Source organism: Pseudomonas sp. GW823-FHT03E05 (assembly GCF_058796855.1).
In genome coordinates this window covers 528,965-545,115 of sequence record NZ_JBXAJB010000004.1, presented here as the reverse complement: position 1 = coordinate 545,115, position 16,151 = coordinate 528,965, and the positions used below count along the sequence as shown (strand labels likewise).

Sequence of the window (16,151 nt, the reverse complement as noted above, 5' to 3'; positions counted from 1 at the left end):
AAGGGGCACAGATTTATGGCAGCCGATACCGAACCACTGAGGAACCAGGCCGACTTGCTGCGATGTGGCTTGGCGGACCTGCGAACAGAAGACGCCGAGCTGGCCAGGATCCTGGACGCTGAAGTAAGCCGGCAACAACGCACGCTTTCCCTGGTTTCATCCTCCTGTGCAGCCACCCCCAGAAGCCTTGCCGCCTCGGCCTCGGCGCTGGTCAACGTGACGGCGCAGGGGGTTGCGGGCAAACGCCATCACGCCGGGTGCGAAAACGTCGATCTGGTGGAATCCCTGGCGATCCGCAGGGCCCGGGAGCTGTTTGCCGCGCAGTACGCCGCGGTGCAATCGCACTCGGCCTCGAACGCCAACTACCAGGTGTTGTCCGCGCTGCTTGAGCCGGGGGACACCCTGCTCGGGATGGCCCTGGATCATGGCGGCGACCTGACCCACGGCAGCTCCCTCGCTTTTACCGGTGCCCACTACAAGGCGATCCGCTACGGCACCACGGCCCAGGGCACCATCGACTACCAGGAGGTACGTCAGCTGGCGATGGCCCACCGCCCGCGCATCATCATCTGTGGGGCAACGGCTTATTCGCGGGTCGTGGACTTCCAGCGTTTTCGCGACATTGCCGATGAAGCCGGGGCCATCGTCCTTGCCGACATCTCCCATATCGCCGGCCTGGTTGCCACGGGGCGTCACCCGAGCCCGATCGATGTGGCGCACGTCACCACCACTTGCACCCACAAACAGCTCGCCGGGCCACGCGGCGGCCTGATTCTTTCCGGGCGGGACGCGGACACCAAGGTGCCCGGCCTGAGGTCGAGCTTTCGTCGGGTGCTCGACCAGGCAGTTTTCCCCGGGATGCAGGGGGCGCCTGCAGTCAACATGATCGCCGCCAAGGCGGCCGCGCTGGGCTATGCCATGTCTGCACAGTTCGATGCCTACATGGGGCGGATTCGCGCCACGGCGGATGAAATGGCCTGCGCGTTCATGGCGCGGGACTACGAGGTAATGGGCGGCGGGACGGAAAACCACACGATCCTGTTGCGCTTGCCTAAGGGCATCAGCGGCTCCCTCGCCGAATCGGCATTGGAAAAGTGCGGAATCATCGTCAGCAAAAAACGCGCACCGGGGGAGACTCGATCGTCATTTGCCGCCAATGGCTTGTGTATCGGCACGGGCTCCATCGCACAGCGCTATGTGGACCCCCAGGGCTGCCGGCAGATCGTCGACCTGGTGTGCCGGATACTGGATCAGCTGCAGCCACAGGGCGAGCAGCCATACGTTCTGGAGCCCGCGCAGCAGGAGCGCTTCCGGCTGGAGACCGAGGCGTTGTGTGCGATGTACCCCATCCTTGAGTACGGGGATCGCTGAAGAAAAAAAGCCCCGTCTTCACGCTGGAATACGGGGCTTTTCAGGTCTGCAGAAGGCTGTGCTGGCGCTTGGCGAGCAAGCTCGCCCCTGCAGCGGCGGGTTACAGCTGTTGTTGCGCGCTGTAGCCTTCGAACGCGGTCTGCTGCTGGATCGCGGTAACGATGTTCTTGCGGGTGGCCTGCTGTTCGTTGCCATCCTTGTCGAGGAACATCTCGCTTTCCAGTTCCGCCTCGTCGCCTTCGCCGACAAAGCTGAAGCCGAGGAATTCGAAGGCTTCACGGTCGACGTTGGCCTTGGAGCGCGGGCGCATCGGCAGGGTGACGCTGACGCCGTCCTTGCTGATGGCGAACACTTCCATTTCCTTCTTCGGACGCGCCTTGCTCTTGCCGCCGCTGGGGTTGCTGATGGCCTGGTGGGTCTGGTTCAGCACCTTCAGGGCCAGGCCGTAGACCAGCTCCTGGAAGTCCGGATCGTCCTTGTAGCTGGAGAGAATCCGGCTGATGGGGAATTTCTTGCTCAGGTCTTCCAAGGCGGCGAGGTCGGCGGCCTCGGCGTCTTTGAGCTGCTTGAGCTGGCCCATGAGTTCATAGGCGGTGTCGTCGTCAAAGCGGTCGTGGGCCTGGCGAATCGCTGCGCGCAGTTCGCGAATCTGGTCACTTTCTTTCGAGGTGTGGAAGGCGTCGAGCACCATCTCGCTGATGGTCTTGGCCTGGGACACGTGTTGTGAAAGATGAATGGCGTTTTCGTATTCGGCCTTGTTGGACAGGGCGACTACGGATTCTTCGGTGTTGGAATCAGGCATTGAACATCCACTACTTGGTTTAACAGGTTTGAGGCGCGAAAGGCCCAGGGGGATTTTCGGGGGCGCCTAATCTATTGGACCCGGGCCCTATTGTCACGGACCAAGCGACGGCCCGGCAGCCGCGCCTCTTTCAGACCGGCCTTCGCGCCACAGATTCCCTGTCGTTCAAAGCACTTGTGTATCGCTGACCCCAGCCTCCAGTTCCTGGCGCAGATCGCTGCCCCGGCGGGCGATGAATACCAATTGCGCGGCATGCTCGGTGGGCTGATCGGCGGCCAGGGTGAACTGGCTGCGGTTGCCCACATGCTGCAACCAATAAGGTTGTTCATTGCCTTCAAGGCGCACCAGGCCCTTGAGGCGCAGCAGGTCGGCGGGCAGGCGCGCCAGCCAGTCCCGCAAAGCCTTGGGCTGCAGCGGTCGCGAGCTTTTCCACACCCAGCTTTCGAACAACTGGTCGTGGGCCTGGGGCAGGGCCTTGAACAGCACTTCGGTGGAGCGCACCGGCGGCGCCAGCAGCAGCTCGGGGGGCAGCTCGGCCTGCACCGTGTCGAACACCGGGGCACGATTGCCGAGGCTGGCGCGGATGTTCTGCAATTGCTCGGCGCTCACCAGATCGGCCTTGTTCAGCAGCACCCAGTCGGCGCAGGCCACCTGGGCTCGGGACAGGCGGGCCATTTCCCCTTCCAGGTCCTGGTAGCCGCTGGCATCCACCAGGGTGATCACCGCGTCCAGGTGCAGGCGGTTGCGCAGTTGCGGGTAGCCGATGGTCTGCACGATGCGCTGCGGGTCGGAGACGCCGCTGCACTCGATGACAATTCGCTCCAGGGCCGGGCGCAGCTTGGACAGGCTCACCAGTTGCGCCAGCAGGTCCTCCTGCACGGTGCAGCAGATGCAGCCGTTCTGCAGGCTGTACACCGCGTCGGTGACCTCGGCGATGATCGCCGCATCGATGTTCAGCTCGCCGAAATCGTTGACGATCACCGCCAGCCGGCCGCTGTCGGCGCGTTGCACCATGCGGTTGAGCAGGGTGGTCTTGCCGGCGCCGAGAAAGCCTGCAACCACGGTTACCGGGATGCTCGGGGTGCTGTTCATTATTCCTTGCCCTCGATCACCGGTGGCAGGCCTTCCCACACCGCTTGCAGAGGGGTGTCGCTGAAGGTGCCCTGGCGGTCGTAGACCAGTTGCCCCTCGACGAAGGTCAGTTGCACCTGGGTGTGGTGGATGTAGTTGCGTGCGCCCTGGGCGAACAGGTCGCGGTCGAGGACGATCAGGTCCGCCGACTTGCCGGCCTCCAGGCTGCCGGTCAGGTGTTCCAGGCCCATGGCATGGGCGCCGTTGAGGGTCGCCACTTGCAGCGCCTGTTCCAGGCTGATGGGGTCACCGAAGGTGTCGGGTTCCTGGTTCCACGGGTTCTGCCGGGTGACCATGGTTTCCAGGGCCAGCCATGGATCGATGGACGCCACCGGCCAGTCGGTGCCGAACACCGCGATGCCACCGGCTGCCAACACGCCCTTGAAGTCATAGATGCGCTTGAGGCGTTCCTGGCCGTAGCCGGAGCGTGCGCCGCTGGCGAACGGCGTCGGGTACCAGGCTGCCGGAGAGAACTCGGCGATCACGTCCAGGGCCTGGAAACGCTTGAGGTTGCCCGGGTGCAGCAGGGTGCTGTGGGCGCATTGGTGACGGATGCCGCTGTTGCCGTTGCGCCGCCGGGCCTCGGCCACGGCATCGAGGAACACGTCGGAGGCGCCGTCGCCGGTGCAGTGGGCGATCACCCGCAGGCCGCGCTTGTCCATGTCCACCACCATGTCGGTGATGTGTTCCGGGGTCAGGTTGAGCTTGCCGCGCCAGCTCGACTCTTCCGGCCAGGGGGTCAGCAGGTAGGAAGACTTGGGCTCCACGGTGCCATCGAAGTGGAACTTCACCGCGTTGGCACTCAGGCGCGCGCTGCGATAGAAATGCCGCTCGCCACTGAGCAGTTCCCAGCGCCGGCGCACCGGGAAGATGTCGTCCTGCCAGCTGATGGCGGCTTCCACCCGCAGGGTCAGCTCGCCGGCATCGTCCAGTTCCTTGAGGGCCTGCAGGCGGTTTTCGCAGACGTGCACGTACTTGGTGGCGGTGACCCCGCGAGAGGTCTGGAAGTGCACGCCATCGCGATAGGCACGGCGCAGCACCGACACCGGAGTCGGCGGCATGGCGGCATGGATCAGGGCGTAGGCACCGTCGATCAACAAGCCGTTGGGTTCGCCGGTCAGCTCGTCGCGCTCCAGGTAGCCGTTGCGCGGGTCGCTGGTGTGGCGGTCGATGCCGGCCAGTTCCAGGGCCTTGGAGTTGACCATCATGGTCCCCCACATGCGGTCCAGCAGGGCCACCGGGCGGTCCGGCATGACGCTGTCGAGCCATTCGCGGCCCGGGGTCAGCCCGGCCTCGCGGAAGGTGTAGCGCACCCAGTACTGGCCGTAGATCCAGCCGTCGCCGGGATGGCTGTCGGCATAGGCGTGGATCGCTGCTGCCAGTTGCTCCGGGGTCGGGTCTTCGATGCCCACGTCCAGGTCGTCGGCGTAGCGCGGGGCCAGGGCCAGGTCCGGGTGGGTGTGCATGTCATGCAGGCCGGGCATGCAGAAGGCCCCGTCCAGATCGTGCTGGCGGGTATTGGGCCCGATCAGCGAGGCCAGGGAAGCGAGGCTGCCCACCGCGATCAGCTTGCCCTGGCGGATGGCCACGGCGTCGGCCCAGGGCTGGGCCGGATCGAGGGTGTACATCCGGCCGTTGTGCAGCACCAGTTCAGCGTATTGATCGACGGCGCTATGGGTGGAGTTGAATTGGTCGGAAGCGGTCACGGGGTCAACCTCTCAAGCAGGGGGCCCTTCAAAGGTGGGCAAAAAAGTATGGCGCAGCAGTGTTCTTGTCAGAGGTACCAGGGCCGCTGGGCGGCCCGGGTCATGCATTCAGCGTTGTGCGCCCAGGGTTTCGACAAAGCCGGCAATGCGCTGGCAGGCGTCCTTGAGCACCTCGTCGGCGACGGTGAAGGAGATCCGCACGAAGCCCTCGGCACTGGCGCCGAAAGCCTGGGCGTCGAGCACCGAGACCCCGGTGGCGCGGAACAGCTGCCAGGCGAAATCCATGCTCGACAGGCCGGTGCGGCGCACGTCCACCAGCATGAACATCCCGGCTTCCGGCTCGCGGCAGTCCAGCAGTTGCACCTGCTTGAGGCCCTCCACCACCAGGTCGCGGCGCCGGCGATAGACCTCGCGGGCGCTGCCGATCACTTCTTCATCGAGCTCCAGGGCCTTGAGCGCGGCTTCCTGGATAAACCCCGGCAGGCCGTAGAGCATGCACAGCAAGAGGTTGTCCAGATGCCCGACCAGGGCCGGCGGGGCGATCACCCAGCCCACGCGCCAACCGGTCATGGCATGGGTTTTCGACAGGCTGTTGAGGATTACCGTGCGCTCGGCCATGCCCGGCAGCGAAGCGATGCTCAGGTGTTCGCGGTCGTAGGTCAGTTGCCCGTAGACCTCGTCGGAGATCACCCACAGGTCATGCTTGCGCGCCACCTCGGCCACGGCTTCCAGCTCCTCACGGCTGTAGACGTTGCCGGTGGGGTTGCACGGGGTGGCCAGGGCAATGCCGCGAGTCTTGTCGGTGAGCGCCGCTTCCAGGGCCGCGGCGGTCAGGCGAAAGCCATTGGCCGCCGGCTGCTGGACGCAGGCGATCTGCGCCCCCGAGGCGTGGATGCAGGCCTCGTAGGTCAGGTACATGGGTTCTGGCACCAGCACTTCGTCGCCGCTGCTGAACAGGCACAGCGATGTGGCGAACAAGCCGTTCTGCGCACCCGCCACCAGCGCCACGTTGTCGGCGCTGACCTCGATGCCCAGCAGGCGGCGCTGCTTGGCGGCGATGGCCTCACGCAGGGCAGGGCGGCCGAGGACGTGGGTGTAGTGGGTGTCGCCTTGCTCCAGGGCGGCACTGGCGGCAGCGCTGATGCGCTCGTCGGTGGCGAAGTCCGGGTCACCGACGCTGAGCACGATCACGTCTTCTCCGCGCCCACGGGCCTCGATGGCCGCGTAGTGGATGTCCCAGGCGCTGACGGATTCGCCGCTGATGCGCTGTACGAAAGGTGAGTAACGCATGTTGTTCTCCTCACGGGCCTCGCTGCCCGCGCAATGAATGGGTTCAGGCCTGACGCTGGGGGACCTTGCCCAGGCGTGCGCACAGATGTTCGATGACAAAGGCCAGGACGATGTAGATCAGTGCCACGGCCAGCAGCGGCTCGTAGACTTTCAGGGTCTGGGCCCGTACCAGGTTGGCCGCGCCCAGCAGGTCGGTGACCGCCACGGTGGACGCCAGTGCAGTGGCCTTGAGCAGCAGCACGCATTCCCCCACCAGGGTCGGGCGCACCAGTTCCAGGGCCCGGGGCAGCCACACCCGGCGCAGGGTCAGCCAGTGGCCCATGCCATAGGCGCGAGCGGCTTCCAGCTCGCCTCGGGGCACGGCCCGCAGGCCGCCACGCAGCACTTCGCCGACGTAGGCGCCGACACTCAGGGTCAGGGCCAAGGCCACATACCAGAAACCTTCGCGCAGGTAGGGCCAGAGAAAGCTGCCGCGAATCGGCGGGTAGGCGGCGAACAGGCTGCCGACCCCGTAATAGAGGATGTAGATCTGCACCAGCAGCGGGGTGCCGCGAAACACACTGATGTAGAACTGCATCGGCGCACGAATCAGAGGGTTGCGCGACACCCGGCCCAGGCCCACCACTACTGCCAGGGCAAAGCCGCAGATTCCGCTCAGCAGCAGGAGCTTGAGGGTGATGCCCAGGCCGCGCAGCAGCTCGCTGGAAAAACCGTTGATCCAGGAAAAGTCCATCCGAGTCTCCTAGTGCTGGGGCAGCCAGCGGTTGGTGCGTCGTTCGAGCACGCGGAACACGCTGCCGGAAACCAGGGTGATGACGAAGTAGAAGGCTGCGACCGCCAGGTAGAACACCAGGTAGTGCTTGGTGGAACCGGCTGCCTGCTTGCCCACCGAGAGCAGTTCGCTGTAGCCGACGATGCTGATCAGCGCGCTGTCCTTGACCAGTACCAGCCACAGGTTCGATAGCCCGGCCATGGCATAGGGCAGCATGCTCGGCAACAGGATGCGCCGCACCAGCAGCCAGCGTTCGATGCCGTAGGCCCGGGCCGCTTCGATCTGACCGTAGGGAATGGCCTGGATCGCGCCCCGGATGATCTCCGCCGAATAGGCGCCCTGGACGATGCCCAGCACCAGCACCGCGGCGATGAAACCGTTGACCGTGACGCTCGGCCGGTCCATGGCGGCCATGGCCATGTTCAGCAGGTCGGTGCCGGCGTAGTAGAGCAGCAGAATCAGCAGCAGCTCGGGCATGGCCCGGTACAGGGTGGTGTAGGCGTTGGCCAGCTTCACCAGCCAGCGCGGGCCCTTGAGCTTGATCATCGCCACCAGCAGGCCGATGCCCAGGCCGAGCACAAAGGCCCCGGCGGAAATCTGCAGGGACACCAGCGCGCCCTGGGCCAGGGCGCCGAGCCAGCCGTCGGCGACGAACAGTTGGGAAAGGTCGGACAGAGAAATCATGACGTATCCAGTCAACGCCGGCGGCCCGCGCAAACGGGCCGGCCGGACGGCTTAGTTGGCAGAAATGTCGACGCTGAAGTAGCGGCTGCGGATCTTGTCGTAGGTGCCATCGGCCTTGAGCGAGGCCAGGGCGGTGTTGATCCGCTGCTGCAGGGCGCTGTCACCCTTGCGCAGGCCGACCCCGATGCCGGAACCGAACAGCGGGTCCTTGGGCGCCAGGCCCTTGTCCGCCAGGCCGGCACCGGCCGCGGTCTTGAGGATCGGCTCGATGGTCAGGGCGTCGGCCAGCATCACGTCGATCCGCCCGCTCTGCAGGTCGGCGATCATGTCGTCCTGAGTGGTGTAGTAGCGCAGGGTCGAGGTCTTGCCGTAGTAGGTCTTGGCGAAGGTCGCGTTGGAGGTCGAACCCTGTACGCCGATCAGCTTGCCCTTGAGGCCTTCGGGGGTGGTGACCAGCTCCAGGCTCTGGTCGGCGACCCACATGGCCGGGGTCTGGTAGTAGGGCGCAGAGAAATCGATGACCTTTTCACGTTCGTCGGTGATGCTCAGGGAGTTGAGGATGGCGTCGATCTGGCTCGATTGCAGGGCCGGGATCAGGCCGTCCCAGGCCACTTCCTTGAGTGGGCACTGGGCCTGCATGCGGTCGCACAGAGCCTTGATCAGCTCCGGTTCGAAGCCGCTCCAGTCGCCGTTGCCGCTTTTCATCGAGAACGGCGGGTAGGGTTCCAGGGCGATGCCGAAGACGATCTTGTCGGCGGCCACGGCGTGGCTGGCCAGTGCACTGAACAGGCAACCGGTGGCGAGCACCTTGAGCAGGTTTTTCATGGCTTTACCCTTTATCGAAGTTGTTGTTTTCAAGGATTGAAGCGAAACGTCAGACGCGGTTTTCCTGAGCCATGACGAATTGCCGGCAGCGCTCGCTGACCGGGTTGAGGAACACTTGCTGGGGTGGCCCTTCTTCTTCCACCAGCCCCTGGTGAAGGAACATCACCTTGCTCGACACGTCCCGGGCAAAGGCCATTTCGTGGGTCACCAGGATCATGGTACGGCCTTCCTCGGCGATGCCCTGGATGACCTTGAGCACCTCGCCCACCAGTTCCGGGTCCAGGGCCGAGGTCGGTTCGTCCATCAACAGCACCTGGGGGCGCATGGCCAGGGCCCGGGCGATGGCCACCCGCTGCTGCTGGCCGCCGGAGAGAAAGGAAGGGAAAGTGTCGCGCTTGTTGGCCAGGCCGACCTTTTCCAGCAGGTGCTCGGCATGGGCGATGGCGTCCTTGCGGTCTTCACCGAGGACATACACCGGCGCTTCGATGACGTTTTCCAGGACGGTGCGGTGGGGCCACAGGTTGAAGCTCTGGAACACCATGCTCAACTGGGTGCGCAGGCGCGCCACCTGGGCCGGGTCGGCGACCTGCGGGTTGCCGGCACGGTCGGTCCTGATGCGCACTTCTTCGCCATTGATGCGCAGGCTGCCGCTGCAGGGAATCTCCAGCAGGTTGATGCAGCGCAGCAGGGTGCTTTTGCCCGAGCCGCTGGAGCCGATCAACGACACCACTTCGCCTTCATTGGCGCGCAGGGCGATGCCCTTGAGCACGTGGTGATCGGCGTAGCTCTTGTGCAGATCATCGATCGCCACCACGGGATTGACGGAGTTGGGCTGCGATTGCAAGGGTCGACCCTCTTGTTATTGTGCGATGGCCGGGCAGTACCCGGCACAGGGTAGGGCTTGAGAATTAGCCATCGACGGCGGCGGGTCAATCGAGCATTTTTAGTGGGACACGGTAATTTTTTTCAGTAATTGGCTTTTTTTTCGGCGACGAGCAAGGCTATTGCCGGACGCCGATTGCAGCTATGGTGCTGCCACTCGTTTTTTTGTAGTCGAGGCATGATCGGTATGCGTTATCCCTCCATGACCGCGTTGCGCGCTCTGGACGCGGTGGCCCGCCTGGGCAGTGTCGCCGAGGCCGCCAATGAGCTGAACCTGACGCCCAGCGCCATCAGCCACCAGATCAAGAGCCTGGAGCAGACCCTGGGGTTTGCCCTGACCGAGCGCCAGGGCCGCAGCATTCGCATCACCTACCAGGGGGAGCGCTATGCCCGGGACATCCACCTGCTGCTGGCCAATATCCTCGAGGCCGGCCAGCGCTCCGATGGCCAGCAGGTCAGCGGCCGGCTGTGCATCAGCAGCCCGCCGGGGTTCGCCACCTATTGGCTGTGCACCCATATCGCCGAATTCCAGGCGCTGTATCCCCAGGTTGAACTGCAGTTGGTGTCGCCCCGCACGCCGGGGGACACCAGCGACAGCAGCGTCGATCTGTTCGTGGCCTATGGCATGGGCGACTGGCCCAACCAGCACGTGCAGAAGATCGTCTCCCTGCGCTATTTCCCGGTGTGCAGCCCGAGCCTGGTGAATGCCATGGGTGGCCTGAAAACCCTTGATGGCCTGGATCACGCCTTGCTCCTGCACATGATCGACTACTCCGACTGGCGGGTCTGGCTGGCGGCCGCCGGGGCGCCGAATGTCGACGTGCGCCGGGGCATCGTGTTTGCCGACGCGCACTTCGTACAGTCGGCCTGCATCGCCGGCCAGGGCATTGCCATGGGCGACAACCTGATCAGCGGCGAAGCCCTGGCCCGGGGCCAACTGGTGCAGCCCTTCGGCACCGAGATCGAGTCCAATCGCGGCTACTACCTGGTGGCCGACCTGCTCAAGTCCGAGCGGCCGGTGGTGCTGGCGTTCAGCGAGTGGGTCAAGTCCCAGCTGCAGGGCATCACCCGCTTGCACCCGGAACCCCGTCGCAACGGCAAAGCGTGAATTTTATTGAGCAATCGCCGCGATTTTTTTCGATTGTTGCCCCTTGGGTGCAGCGACTAATGTCCCTCGACATCAGCCGGGCGCAGGGTGTCGCCCGCACATAAGAACAAGAGGAAGTAGTCGATGACCACCTGTGCGCAGTCCCTGGTTCGTTTGCTGGAAGGTTATGGCGTGGACACGGTATTCGGGATTCCCGGCGTGCACACCGTCGAGCTCTATCGCGGCCTGCACGGCAGCCGCTTGCGCCACGTCAGCCCACGGCATGAACAGGGGGCCGGGTTCATGGCCGACGGCTACGCCCGGGCCAGCGGCAAGCCTGGGGTGTGCTTCATCATCACTGGCCCTGGCATGACCAATATCCTCACGGCCATGGGCCAGGCCTATGCCGATTCGGTGCCGATGCTGGTGATCTCTACCGTCAACCGTCGCGAGCACCTGCGCCTGGGCCACGGCCACCTGCACGAACTGCCGGACCAGCGAGCAATGGTGGCCGGGGTCTGCGCCTTCAGCCACACCCTGCAAGCGCCTTCGGAGTTGCCGGAACTGCTGGCGCGGGCCTTTGCCGTATTCAAGTGCGCACGGCCACGGCCGGTGCACATCGAGATTCCCCTGGACGTGCTGGAGATGCCCGCCGATAACCTCAACCTGATGCCCCGCAGCCTGCCTGGCGCGCCGGCGCCGGCCGGGGCTTCGATCGAGGCGGCGCTGGCCTTGCTCAACAGTGCCCACCGCCCGTTGATCCTGGCCGGTGGTGGTGCCCGGGGTTGCGCCGAGGTCCTGCGGCAATTGGCCGAGCGCCTGCAGGCGCCGGTGGCCCTGACCACCAACGCCCGCGGCCTGCTGCCTTGCGGCCACCCGCTGTTGCTCGATGGCGTGCAGTCCTCGGCCCATGGCCGGGCGCTGATCGACGAAGCGGATGTGGTGCTCGCCGTGGGCACCGAGCTTGGGGAAACCGACTACGACTTCTTTGGCCTCGGGCCGCTGCGCTTCAAGGGTTCGCTGATTCGCCTGGACATCGACCCGATGCAGGTCATGGGCGTGCAGCGGGCCCATGTCGGCCTGGTGGGGGATGCCCTGGAAGGTTTGCAGGCACTGCTGGGCAAGGTGGCGCCTGCCAATTCCCGCGGGCGCTGGGCACTGGACAGCGTGCAACGGGTGAACCAGGCCGAGCGCGCCGGCTGGACGCCCAAGCAGCAAGGCTTGCAGGGCCTGCTGGACCTGCTGCGGGACAATCTGGATGCACCGATCCTGGTGGGCGACTCGACCCAGCCGGTGTACCAGGGCGCCTGTGGCTACCAGGCCCCGGCTCCGGCCAGCTGGTTCAACGCCGGCAGTGGTTACGGCACCCTGGGCTACGGCTTGCCGGCGGCCATGGGCGCCAAGCTGGCGCGCCCCGAGCGGCCAGTGGTGGCGCTGGTGGGGGACGGTGGCCTGCAGTTCGCCAGCGGCGAGCTGATCGCGGCCAAGGAAGCACAGATCGGCGTGATCCTGCTGGTGTGGAACAACCAGTGCTACGGCGAGATCCGCGACTACATGCAGGCGCGGGATATCGTGCCGCTGGGGGTGGACATCCTCACCCCGGACTTCCAGGCCATGGCCCGAAGCTTCCATGTGGCGCACCACCGCGCCGACTCCCCCGCGCAGCTGCAAGACCTGTTGCACACCCTCAAGGACACCCGGCAGCCGGTGATGATCGAGGTCGATGCCGGCGCCTACCTGGCGCTGGGCTGAACCCAAGCCGGGCACAAGGAACGCGCTTTACAGGATGCAGGTGGGTTACATTGGCGGCGCCCGCCCGGGCGCGCCTTGCCACTTGAGGATTCAGGGATGAATTGCATTTTCTGCCAGATTGCCGCCGGCACCTTGCCCGCCGCACTGGTGTACCGCGATGAGCACTGCATGGCCTTCATGGACGTGCATCCGCTGGGTGAAGGGCACCTGCTGCTGATCCCCCAGCAGCACGTAGAGAAGCTCGAGCAATTGCCCGGTTTCATCCGCCAGCACCTGTATCAGGTCTTCGATGGCCTGCTGGCGGCGCAACGGCGTGCCGGCTACGGCGTCGAAGGCACCCACCTGCTGGTCAATGACGGCCGCGCCACCAACCAGCACATTCCCCATGCGCACCTGCACTTGATCCCGCGCAAACGCGGCGATGGCCTGGGGTTTGCCGGGCGCTTGCTGCTGCATTTCACTGGCTTGTTCGGCCGTCGGACCCAACTGGAGGTGTTGCAGCAGCAGGCCACGAGCATCGCCGAGCAGGTGCGGGTGCCCTGGGTCAGTGAAACCCCGGTGGGTAACCGCTGATATGCACCTGAGCCGCGCGCTGGCGCTTGAATATGCCGAAACCCAATACCTGCGGGCCCGGGTCCAGGGTCTGGCGAGCCTGCCGGGCAACCCTTATCGGGCCTGCCTGTTTGGTGAGCCGGGTTGTGGTGCCTTCGTCGTCGGCGGCAACCCCAGCCCGATGATGAACCGGGTACATGGCGACAGGGCACAGGATGCCCGGCGCCTGGTCGATCTGCTGCAGAGCTGCGTGGCTTACGCCCCGGCGATCGCCTTGATCGCCGAGTCAGCCAAGGTTGTGCCCACCCTGGAGCTGCAAGGGCTGCCGTTGCAGCGCCTGAAGGGCTGGACTCATGGGCAGCTGTTCGCTCCTGTGGGCGAGATTGTGGCGCCGCCTTCAGTGCTGGATATCGAGCCGGTGACCGCCTCGACGCTGGAAGTGTTCTGCACGCTGCACCGCGAAGGCTTCAATACCCCTGCGGCCGCTCGGCCGGCCACCCAGGCGGCCTTTGGTGGCTTGCTCAACGATGGGCGCGGGCATTTGTACCTGTTGCGGGAGCAGGGCGTTGCGGTGGCCGGCGCGGCGCTGTTCATCGCCGACAACGGCGTGGCATACCTGGGCACCGCCTTTACCACCCGGGCCGCGCGGGGCCTGGGTTATCACCGGGCCCTGATCGCCCATCGCTTGCAGCAGGCTGCTGCTTTGGGGGCCCGGAGCGTGGCAGCCACCGCCCTGGTGAACTCGCAAAGCCGGCGCAACCTGGAGCACTGCGGCTTGCGCCTGTCTCACCTGCAAACCCTGTATCGGGCCGAGTCACAGGGCTAGTGGGGTGGCGTTGTCGGCGCCGGGTCGAAGCGGATCGAGTACAGAATCGCCCTCAGGGTGGCGAAGTCCTGAAAGAACCCGACGCTGTCAGCCACCACCTGACGCTGGCCGCTGTCGATCAGCGCCATCAGGCAGGTGCCGCCATAGGCGTGAAAGCCGGTGTCCCCATCGCTGATGCCGCAGGTCTGATAGGCCAGCAGGCCTTTCCAGCCGGGGCCTGAAATCTCTTGCACCGGGCTGGGTTCATCCCTTCCGGCGCTGCGCATCCACACGCCGCTTTCCTGATAGAAAAACAAACCTTCGGCGGCCTGTTCCAGGCTGCCCTGCTGCAGGCACAGGTGCAGGGTGTACTCCTCCTGGGGGCGTTTTTTCGGGTGGTCCAGGGTGAGGCAGTTCTGCGCCTGGCCAAGCTTCCAACCTTTGGGGTATTGCAGGCTGAAGCCCTGACCCTTGAAGCGTGGTGAATCCATGGGCAATACCGGAACTCCGGCTTCCTCGCGCAAGGGTTCGTACAGGCTGGGATCGTTGCGACAGGCAGACAGCGGGCGGGCCTTGGCTTTGTGCAATTGGTCGAGGCGATGAGTCCGGGGATCCGCACTGGCGCTGACACAAGCGCAGCCGTAGCCGTAGTGATTGTTGGTGCGCACCCATTGCTGGTCGTTGAAAGTGGGCCACTCGCCCTCGGCCTGATAGCCGCCCTGGCTGGCGATCTCCCAGACGCCATCGCGGTCGGTCAGGGTGGCGTTGGCTGGCGTCGGATTCTCGAACCAGCCGCAACGGCGTTCGACCTTGGCGGGTGCGGCGAACGCGGGGAGGGCGAATACTGTCAGTAGGGTGCAGAGCATGACGCGCTGAAGCATGGAGCATCCTTGTTCGAGAGGCGGGCCGGGGACAATGGAGCGCTGCTTCGGGCACGTCAAGCCGGGCATGGGGGGCGTCGCGATAGCGGCGCATCTGCACCAGGCTGTCATCAGCATCGCGGCAGTAGGCCCATGGCTGGGCAGGGTTAAGGGTTTGGCAGGCCTGGCCGAAACAGCGGCTGGGAAATGGCGTAATCTCGCGTCTGGCCATCGAGCCGTCCACTCGCGCTGGGGCATGTCATGCATCGGATGCTATGCAGTGTTTTAAGCCTGACGATCATCCTGTCATCGCTGGGAGCTTGTACTACGGCCCCGGTCAGGCCGGCGATCGAGGGGCCGCAGGTGTATGGCTACACCCTCAATCAGCCACTGAGCCGCGAGCAGGTGCAGCGGCTGACCGACACCGGCAAGCACTTTGTCGGGGCCCTCAAGCTGTATCGACAGGAACTGCCGGACGGCAGCCAGTTCGGTTTCTACACCAACTACCGGAACTGGCTGAATACCCTGGCCCGCACCAGTCGAGAGTTTCCTGCCGAGAGCGATTGCCTGGTGGCCCAGCAGGCGGACCAGTTGCAACTCACCACCCTGATCGATGACTTCAATGCCCGTCAGGCCCGCCCGACGGGAGTGCCACGTCAGGTGGGGGATGTCTACGCCGTCCAGGCGCTGGACGCCTGTCAGCGTGTCGGCGGCCAGGGGCCTGGAGCTGACGCTTTTCGCTATACCCTCTGGGCCACGCTGCAAACCGAGACAGCGGCCCACGATCAGGGCTTTCTGCGCAAGGTCGAGGACCCGCATGCCCAGGCCCGAGGCATTGCGCAGGTGATTGTTCTGCTGCCCTTTGCCGCGCTGGCCGCGTTCATGGGGGGCGGTTGCACCGACTTGCAGTCCCAACCCGATGGTGACGGCTACTGCGCCCGGCAGCGCGCAGGTGCCGGCAAATGAGGTGCAGGGCTCAATAGCGCCACTTGCGTACCAGGTCCTCGCCGTAGCGCTGGCTGATCAATGCTTCGGCAGCATCATCGTCGTCATGCACCTCCGCCAGGCAGAGCAGCATCAGCGTATCCAGGTACTCCTCGGGGGAGTCGAAAAAACGTGTCAGCGCCGCACCTGTGTCGTGATCGAAGTAGTAGACCGCGCCGGATTCGCGGTGAAAGCAGAACAGGTTGCCATTGCCCAGGTAGTCGCCGAAGGCCACCAGCTTGCCTGCCAGCGCCAGATCGACATCGCCGATCTCGACGATACCGGGATAAGCCTCCAGCAATGGCTGGATCGGCGTGTGCCCGGGCCCGACGCTGCACAGGACCTCCGCCAGGGACAGCACCCCCAATTGCCGATGGTAGTCGCGCAGCGATCGAGGCAACGGGCAGCCCAGGCGTTGCTCCAGCGCCTGCAGGGCGTCCTCGCTGACAGGCGTCAATTCCGGTTCGTTGACGTGCCCTTCCCATAGCGCGCCGTAGGCGCCAATCGCGGCCAGGTACCAGTTCAGCCGTGCAGCCTGGTCAGGCAGGTCCGGCCAGGCCAGGGGCGGGCAGCCGGCGGGGGGCCAGTCGGCGTTGGAGTCGTGCTGTTCGGACATGGGGCTTCCTTGGATACGCTGGAGGCGGGGGA

Annotated in this window: 16 protein-coding genes; 6 read left to right on the top strand and 10 right to left on the bottom strand. The window is 65.2% G+C overall.

Annotated features, from left to right (window positions below):
• Positions 1-15: 15 nt before the first annotated feature.
• Positions 16-1,371 (top strand): serine hydroxymethyltransferase, encoded by a 1,356-nt coding sequence (gene glyA, locus AC1RCO_RS19405; RefSeq protein WP_065365225.1) that lies wholly within the window; start codon positions 16-18, stop codon positions 1,369-1,371.
• 100 nt (positions 1,372-1,471) lie between these two features.
• On the opposite strand, the gene AC1RCO_RS19400 is transcribed toward glyA, so the two are convergent.
• The 8 genes from AC1RCO_RS19400 to AC1RCO_RS19365 form a co-directional block, all read right to left on the bottom strand.
• Entirely contained in the window at positions 1,472-2,173 is a 702-nt protein-coding gene (locus tag AC1RCO_RS19400) for a hypothetical protein (RefSeq protein WP_011063277.1), read from the bottom strand.
• A 165-nt stretch (positions 2,174-2,338) separates the two neighbouring features.
• A complete protein-coding gene (locus AC1RCO_RS19395; RefSeq protein ID WP_123431387.1) occupies positions 2,339-3,265 on the bottom strand; it encodes a CobW family GTP-binding protein in 927 nt (308 codons plus the stop codon).
• Positions 3,265-5,010 (bottom strand): amidohydrolase, encoded by a 1,746-nt coding sequence (locus tag AC1RCO_RS19390; protein WP_053159991.1) that lies wholly within the window; start codon positions 5,008-5,010, stop codon positions 3,265-3,267. The genes AC1RCO_RS19395 and AC1RCO_RS19390 overlap by 1 nt, the downstream gene beginning before the upstream one ends.
• 108 nt (positions 5,011-5,118) lie before the next feature.
• Positions 5,119-6,300 (bottom strand): pyridoxal phosphate-dependent aminotransferase, encoded by a 1,182-nt coding sequence (locus AC1RCO_RS19385; RefSeq protein ID WP_401402205.1) that lies wholly within the window; start codon positions 6,298-6,300, stop codon positions 5,119-5,121.
• A gap of 43 nt (positions 6,301-6,343) precedes the next feature.
• On the bottom strand, positions 6,344-7,033 hold the full coding sequence (locus AC1RCO_RS19380; RefSeq protein ID WP_011063273.1) for an ABC transporter permease: 690 nt from the start codon (positions 7,031-7,033) through the stop codon (positions 6,344-6,346).
• 9 nt (positions 7,034-7,042) lie between these two features.
• A complete protein-coding gene (locus AC1RCO_RS19375) occupies positions 7,043-7,756 on the bottom strand; it encodes an ABC transporter permease (protein ID WP_015636909.1) in 714 nt (237 codons plus the stop codon).
• A 51-nt stretch (positions 7,757-7,807) separates the two neighbouring features.
• Positions 7,808-8,581, bottom strand: a complete 774-nt coding sequence (locus AC1RCO_RS19370) for a transporter substrate-binding domain-containing protein (protein ID WP_011063271.1) — start codon at positions 8,579-8,581, stop codon at positions 7,808-7,810.
• A gap of 49 nt (positions 8,582-8,630) precedes the next feature.
• A complete protein-coding gene (locus AC1RCO_RS19365) occupies positions 8,631-9,425 on the bottom strand; it encodes an ABC transporter ATP-binding protein (RefSeq protein WP_123472938.1) in 795 nt (264 codons plus the stop codon).
• A gap of 225 nt (positions 9,426-9,650) precedes the next feature.
• Here AC1RCO_RS19365 and AC1RCO_RS19360 point away from each other — a divergent pair, with 225 nt between their 5' ends.
• The 4 genes from AC1RCO_RS19360 (at position 9,651) to AC1RCO_RS19345 (ending at position 13,680) form a co-directional block, all read left to right on the top strand.
• Complete coding sequence (locus AC1RCO_RS19360) at positions 9,651-10,571, top strand: LysR substrate-binding domain-containing protein (protein ID WP_015636908.1); 921 nt, start codon at positions 9,651-9,653, stop codon at positions 10,569-10,571.
• Between the two features lie 123 nt (positions 10,572-10,694).
• Complete coding sequence (locus AC1RCO_RS19355; RefSeq protein WP_123472937.1) at positions 10,695-12,302, top strand: 5-guanidino-2-oxopentanoate decarboxylase; 1,608 nt, start codon at positions 10,695-10,697, stop codon at positions 12,300-12,302.
• 96 nt (positions 12,303-12,398) lie between these two features.
• Entirely contained in the window at positions 12,399-12,875 is a 477-nt protein-coding gene (locus AC1RCO_RS19350) for an HIT family protein (protein WP_011063267.1), read from the top strand.
• Position 12,876: 1 nt separating this feature from the next.
• Entirely contained in the window at positions 12,877-13,680 is an 804-nt protein-coding gene (locus tag AC1RCO_RS19345; protein ID WP_401024853.1) for a GNAT family N-acetyltransferase, read from the top strand.
• Here AC1RCO_RS19345 and AC1RCO_RS19340 read toward each other — a convergent pair.
• Positions 13,677-14,540, bottom strand: a complete 864-nt coding sequence (locus tag AC1RCO_RS19340) for a DUF4087 domain-containing protein (protein WP_492617956.1) — start codon at positions 14,538-14,540, stop codon at positions 13,677-13,679. The two genes, AC1RCO_RS19345 and AC1RCO_RS19340, sit on opposite strands and share 4 nt — an antisense overlap.
• A 342-nt stretch (positions 14,541-14,882) precedes the next feature.
• On the opposite strand from AC1RCO_RS19340, the gene AC1RCO_RS19335 reads away from it, so the two are divergent.
• A complete protein-coding gene (locus tag AC1RCO_RS19335) occupies positions 14,883-15,485 on the top strand; it encodes a hypothetical protein (RefSeq protein ID WP_183000058.1) in 603 nt (200 codons plus the stop codon).
• A 10-nt stretch (positions 15,486-15,495) separates the two neighbouring features.
• Here the strand turns inward: AC1RCO_RS19335 and AC1RCO_RS19330 are convergent, their stop codons facing one another.
• Entirely contained in the window at positions 15,496-16,119 is a 624-nt protein-coding gene (locus AC1RCO_RS19330) for an SMI1/KNR4 family protein (RefSeq protein WP_492617955.1), read from the bottom strand.
• Positions 16,120-16,151 lie beyond the last annotated feature (32 nt).